Below are 5547 nucleotides of genomic sequence, written 5' to 3'. Positions count from 1 at the left end.
TCCGGAGGCGAAATATGTCGCCACCGCCGATGGGATCATCCTCGGTCTCGGCCAGTCGCTGGAAGAGTTGGAAGCATGGACCAAGGAACGCAAGGTCACCGTAGACCGGCAGTTTTCCAAGCAAATCCTGATGCCCGGCTTCGTCGAGCCGCATATCCATCCGATGCAGACAATCATGATGCTGCCGATCCCGTTCATCAGTCCCGAGGAATGGAAGCTTCCCGGCAAGACCTATCCCGCAGCCCGCAGCAAGGCGCAATATGAGCAGCTTCTGCGCGATGCAATGGCCAGGAGTGACGATCCGTTGTTCATCACCTGGGGCCATCACAAACTGTTCCACGGCGAGATGGACCGCGCCGAGCTCGACCGGATCGCGCCGGACCGGCCGGTGATTATCTGGCAGCGCAGCTTCCACGAGATCATTGCCAATAGCAAGGCGCTAGACCTGGTTGGCATCGGCACCCAAGATTCCTTTACCGCCCAATTTGCCAAGCCGGGCATCGATCCGGGCCATGCCGACTTTGCTAGCGGCATCATCCATGAAACCGCCTTGTTCAAAGGCATCGAGATTCTCCGTCCCTATCTCTTCTCACCCGCCAAGATGCAGCAGGGTCTGGTCGACATGCGCCAGATGATGCTCGAAAATGGTGTCACCACCAGCGCCGATCTTGCATTCGGCGGTTTTGGCGGACCGGTGATGGAATCGGCGCTGTTCAAGACCCTCTACGACCAGCCGACCACGCCATCGCGGATACTCGCGATTCCCATCGCGCCGCTGGTTACCGGTGATCCCAATGTCTGGCTCGCCGAGATGAAAGCCAAATATGAAAGCCCGAAATTCTTCTTCTCCAACCGAGTGAAACTGTTCGCCGACGGTGCTTTTTTCGCCCAATATATGCAGATGAACCCGCCCGGCTACAGCGATGGTCATGAAGGCAAATGGCTGACCGAACCGGAAGAATTGCTCAAGCAGACCGAGCGTTTCTGGGACGCGGGCTGGAATCTCCACACCCATGTCAATGGCGACAAGGGTCTCGATATCGTACTGGGCATTACTGAAAAGCTGGCTTCCAGAAATGGCCAGCAGATCGTCATGGAACATCTCGGCTATTCGACCGAAGCGCAGAATCGGCGGATAGGAGAAATGGGTCTCTATGTCTCCGCGCAGCCGAACTATATCCGCATCCTAGGCGATGTTTATGCCAAGACCGGCATGGGTCCCGACCGCGCCGCGCAGATGAGCCGCCTAGGTTCGCTGGAGCGCAAAAATGTCCCCCTCGGCCTGCACAGCGACTTCAACATGGCGCCGATCGATCCGCTCTACCTCGCCTGGGTGGCAAGCAACCGCATCACGCTCGACGGCAATGTTAAGGCACCCAAGGAGCGCCTCTCACTCGACAAGGCGCTGCGCGCGATCACCGTAGAAGCGGCGCAGGTAATCGGCATGGACGCGACGGTCGGCAGCATCGCGACCGGCAAGAAAGCCGACTTCACCGTGCTTGACCGCGACCCCTATGTCGGTGGCGCGGCAAAACTGCGAGATGTAAAGGTTCGGGGCGTGATATTCGAAGGCCGCTGGTTCCCTGCGGAATAGTGCCTTGCGAAACGCAGTTCGTCCGGAGCCTAACGACGAGCCCGCGTCGACGCGCGGTGCAGTTATTTACGCTCGCCGTAGCAAGCGCACAAAAACCTGACATCAAACAGCCGGTTTATTTTCTGTGACCTTTGCCCGAAAGACCCTGATTTCCGGTCTTTCTCCGCCACCACCATAGCGTCGAGTGTGACCTTCCGGCGGACCGCACAATACGATCCGGTTGATTCACGCAGGCGGGTAGAACCGCCGTCATCTTATCCAGTCTGTCAAAGATCCGGACAAAAGATAAGCGATTGAGGCAGATGTAGGAAAGCAGTTTCTCGGTTCGCTGCCAGCCTTTCGCGCTTGTGATGCGACCATTTTTCGACAAGATGTGAGTTGCCGTCTTTCCTCCGAATTCATCCCGAAAGCGGGCCTTGATCAATTATTCTGCTATGATCTTAGGTTTGCCATTTTTTGAAGCGGGCGTTTCGGCCGCCTTGATCTGCTCAGCGAGATGTTGCACCAGCAGTTCCGGCCGCATCGGCTTCCGGCAGATCGGACCAATTTCACCCAGGCCGATCTCGGATGCGCGATTGGCATCGCCGGTGTAAAACAGGCATGCAATTGAATGTTTTTGCAAATAGGCTGCAACGGGAGAGACATCGCCGCCGCCAACATTCAAATCGAGTATGGCACCGTCGATGTCGTGGAACTTTGCGATCTGACTTGCGCTGGAGCGATCAAGAATGGGGCCGAACACGATCGCACCGGAACGCTCCAAATTTTCTTTGATGTCCATCCCCAGAAAGAGCTCATCCTCGACGAGCAGGATGCGTTTTCCTTTCAGGTCTGCGGAAGTTTCCAACAATTTATCGTTCCCGAACTTTTGGTGTTTGAATCGCCATTGGTCCTAGAACTCGCCCGTCCTGATTTGGTTCCCGTCGCGCAAAACGGCCCGTGCAGTGCCCGCGGCGGGCCGGACCACCCGATGCCGGGTAGCGGAAGATTTTAGTCACCTGCCAGAACGGACTGCATGAGCAGCGCCTTGCCGGTCCACTGGTCGTCGTCGATGGCCGTGGCCAGCACAGCCGCGACATCTCCCCGCGCCGCTTTCCCTTGGGGATCGACATCGTCTCCAAACCGCATTTCGCGGGTGCCGTCGTCGTCGGTAAGGCTGACTGGCCGGACGATGGCATAGTCGAGACCCGAGGCCTTGAGATGCTCGTCTGCCTCGTGCTTCGCCTGGAGATAATGTCCCAGTTCACTTTCCGGGTCCGGGTCGTCGGCGCCTGCGCTGCTCAGCATCACAAAGCGAGAAACACCGGCCTCGGCGGCCAGATCAATCAGCCGTTTAGCACCGTCCCGGTCAACCTTGTCGGTCATTTCAGGGCCAGTCGAGCCACCGGATCCGGCCGCAAAAATCACCGCGTCACATCCTTCACAGACTCCGCTTTTAAGATCGGTCAAATCGCCACGGCGCAGCGTAACATCGTCCGCCAGTGATCCGGTGTCCGAGGATTCACGGACCAGTGCGATCGGTGCATGGCCGTTTGTTTTCAATTGTTCTACCAGGCGCAGCCCGGTCTTGCCGGTAGCCCCGGCGATCAGAATATCCATAATATGCTCCGTTTGTTCCGGTTTACAGCAGTTCAAGCAATTTGCGTGCTGCTTCTGCCGATGATGCGGGGTTCTGGCCGGTCACCAGCTTGCCATCGACAACCACGAAAGAGGCCCAGTCGTCGCCCTTGCGATACTCACCGCCATTTTCGATCAGCATATCCTCGACGAGAAACGGCACAACGTCGGTCAGGCCGACAGCTTCTTCTTCTGTATTGGTAAAGCCGGTAACCTTCTTGCCCGACACCAGCGGTGAGCCGTCCGCATTGCTGGGATCGCGGAACACCGCAGGGGCATGACAGACCGCACCGATCGGGCGATCACTCGCGGCAAAGCTCTCGATCAATGTCCTGCTGTCGCCATCTTCCGCAAGGTCCCATAGCGGGCCGTGACCACCGGGATAAAAGATTGCGTCGAAACCGTCGTCGGTAATGGTCGAGAGCTTGGCGGTATTGGCGAGTTGCTGTTGGGCTGCCTCATCAGACTTGAAACGCCTTGTGTCGTCGGTCTGGGCGTCTTCGGTATCGCTCGAGGGGTCGAGCGGCGGCTGGCCACCTTTGGGCGAAGCGAGTGTGATTTTCGCACCAGCATCCTTGAACACATAATATGGGGCCGCAAATTCCTCGAGCCAGAATCCGGTTTTCTTGCCAGTGTCGCCGAGTTGGTCGTGCGAGGTGAGAACCATTAGAATGTTCATTAAACTGCCCTTTTTTGGTGAATTGGTTGTTCTTCTCACAACCAACGCACTTCTGGCGCTTCGGTTGCGCGGTCCGCGGCGCAATCTTTCGGATCCGGGCTCAGAATCGCTGCAAATACCAGGACTATTTGCAATAGCATCTGCAGCTCTCCCTATTCGACCTGGTTTTCGTCGGCCGGATTTAGCTTGCCTTCAAATTTGGGTACCGGACGTGCTGCAGCGTCGGCTTCGGTGGTTGCCTTGCCGTTCTTGCGAATGTCCTCGATCAGCCATTCCATTTCCTTGATCTCGCGGCGCTGGGCCTTGATGATTTCGTCGGCCAGCTCGCGCACCCGCCTGTCCTCGATATTGGCGCGTTCGCTGGTCAGGATCGCGATCGAGTGATGGGGGATCATGGCTTTTTGCCACGCCTGGTCGGAAATTGTGTCTTGCGAGCGGACGAGGTAGACCGAGCCCGCGAACAAGAGGGACGCCCCGCCCAGGATCATCGCATTTTTCTTTTTGTCGTCGTACATGGCTAGCATGAACAGCAACATGATGATCGCCATCGCACCGCCCATGTATAACGCCATCCAGGTTCGGGTTTCACTGAAGAACACGTGATCAAGCCCGTAAGTGTTGAGATACATCAGGCCGAACATCACCAGCGTCGACGTCGCCATCATGACGATGAATCTTGTATATTTCGACATGGGAATCCCCCTTCCAATTGGTCTGTTTTCATACCCTTCCGGGGTATTCTACGTGCGACCGATTGAAAAGTTCCCGGCCGGATGAAGCGGCCGCGCCTTCAAAGCTGCTTCCGCCTGAGCCGCAGGGCATTGCCGATCACCGATACCGAAGAGAAGCTCATCGCCGCAGCAGCGATCATTGGGCTGAGCAGGATGCCGAACCACGGATATAATATGCCCGCCGCAACCGGCACGCCCAGCGCGTTGTAGAAAAAGGCGAAGAACAGGTTCTGCCGGATATTGCTCATTGTCAGCTGGCTGAGCCGCCGGGCCTTGGCTATACCGCCGAGATCGCCTTTGACCAGCGTGATCCCCGCGCTCTCCATCGCGACGTCGGTGCCGGTGCCCATCGCAATCCCGACATCGGCCTTGGCCAGCGCCGGCGCGTCATTGATGCCGTCGCCGGCCATCGCAACCCGTTTGCCGGCAGCCTGCAGTTCGCTGATCACCCGGTGCTTGTCTTCGGGCGAAACATTGGCGTGGATTTCGTCGATCCCGATCATCTGGCCCACCGCCTGCGCGGTCGCTTCGGCGTCGCCGGTCAGCATGACCACATGGAGACCGGCTTTGTGTAGCGCCTTGATCGCATCCACCGTTGTCGCCTTGATCGGGTCGGCGACGCCGATCAGACCCGCAGGTTTGCCATCGATCGCGACGAACATCACCGTCTGTCCCTGGGAGCGGCCTTCCTGCGCTTTCGCCACCAGATCGGCGCTTGCAGCGCCAAGCCGGTCCATCATCTTTTCATTGCCGATAGCTACCCGTTTACCCTGGGCAGTTGCTTCAACACCCTCGCCGGTGACCGATTGGAAATCGCTCGCTGCCTCGAACTGAAGCTCCCTGTCCTTGGCGCCTTCGACAATGGCAGCAGCCAGAGGATGCTCGCTGGCGACCTCGATAGCAGCGACGAGTGCCAGCAGTTCGTC

The 5547-nt window shown here is 57.9% G+C and carries 6 protein-coding genes; 1 reads left to right on the top strand and 5 read right to left on the bottom strand.

The genetic code is table 11. The features are described 5' to 3' along the window. A partial coding sequence (locus WBM93_RS08875; protein ID WP_424431052.1) for an amidohydrolase occupies positions 1–1594 on the top strand: 1594 nt, incomplete at its 5' end. A 424-nt stretch (positions 1595–2018) separates the two neighbouring features. On the opposite strand, the gene WBM93_RS08870 is transcribed toward WBM93_RS08875, so the two are convergent. From WBM93_RS08870 to WBM93_RS08850, 5 genes are all read right to left on the bottom strand, one after another. After that, positions 2019–2444 (bottom strand): hypothetical protein, encoded by a 426-nt coding sequence (locus tag WBM93_RS08870; protein WP_424431050.1) that lies wholly within the window; start codon positions 2442–2444, stop codon positions 2019–2021. Between the two features lie 140 nt (positions 2445–2584). Then, positions 2585–3193, bottom strand: coding sequence for an SDR family oxidoreductase (locus WBM93_RS08865; protein ID WP_424431048.1), 609 nt, complete (start codon positions 3191–3193; stop codon positions 2585–2587). Between the two features lie 22 nt (positions 3194–3215). After that, positions 3216–3890, bottom strand: a complete 675-nt coding sequence (locus WBM93_RS08860) for a type 1 glutamine amidotransferase domain-containing protein (RefSeq protein ID WP_424431047.1) — start codon at positions 3888–3890, stop codon at positions 3216–3218. A gap of 152 nt (positions 3891–4042) precedes the next feature. Then, complete coding sequence (locus tag WBM93_RS08855) at positions 4043–4582, bottom strand: DUF305 domain-containing protein (RefSeq protein WP_424431045.1); 540 nt, start codon at positions 4580–4582, stop codon at positions 4043–4045. Positions 4583–4680: 98 nt separating this feature from the next. After that, the coding region (locus tag WBM93_RS08850) for an HAD-IC family P-type ATPase (protein WP_424431043.1) at positions 4681–5547 on the bottom strand (867 nt) is incomplete at its 5' end.

Source organism: Parasphingorhabdus sp. (assembly GCF_049667325.1).
GTDB lineage: Bacteria > Pseudomonadota > Alphaproteobacteria > Sphingomonadales > Sphingomonadaceae > Parasphingorhabdus.
This window is presented reverse-complemented; position numbering and strand designations above follow the sequence as displayed.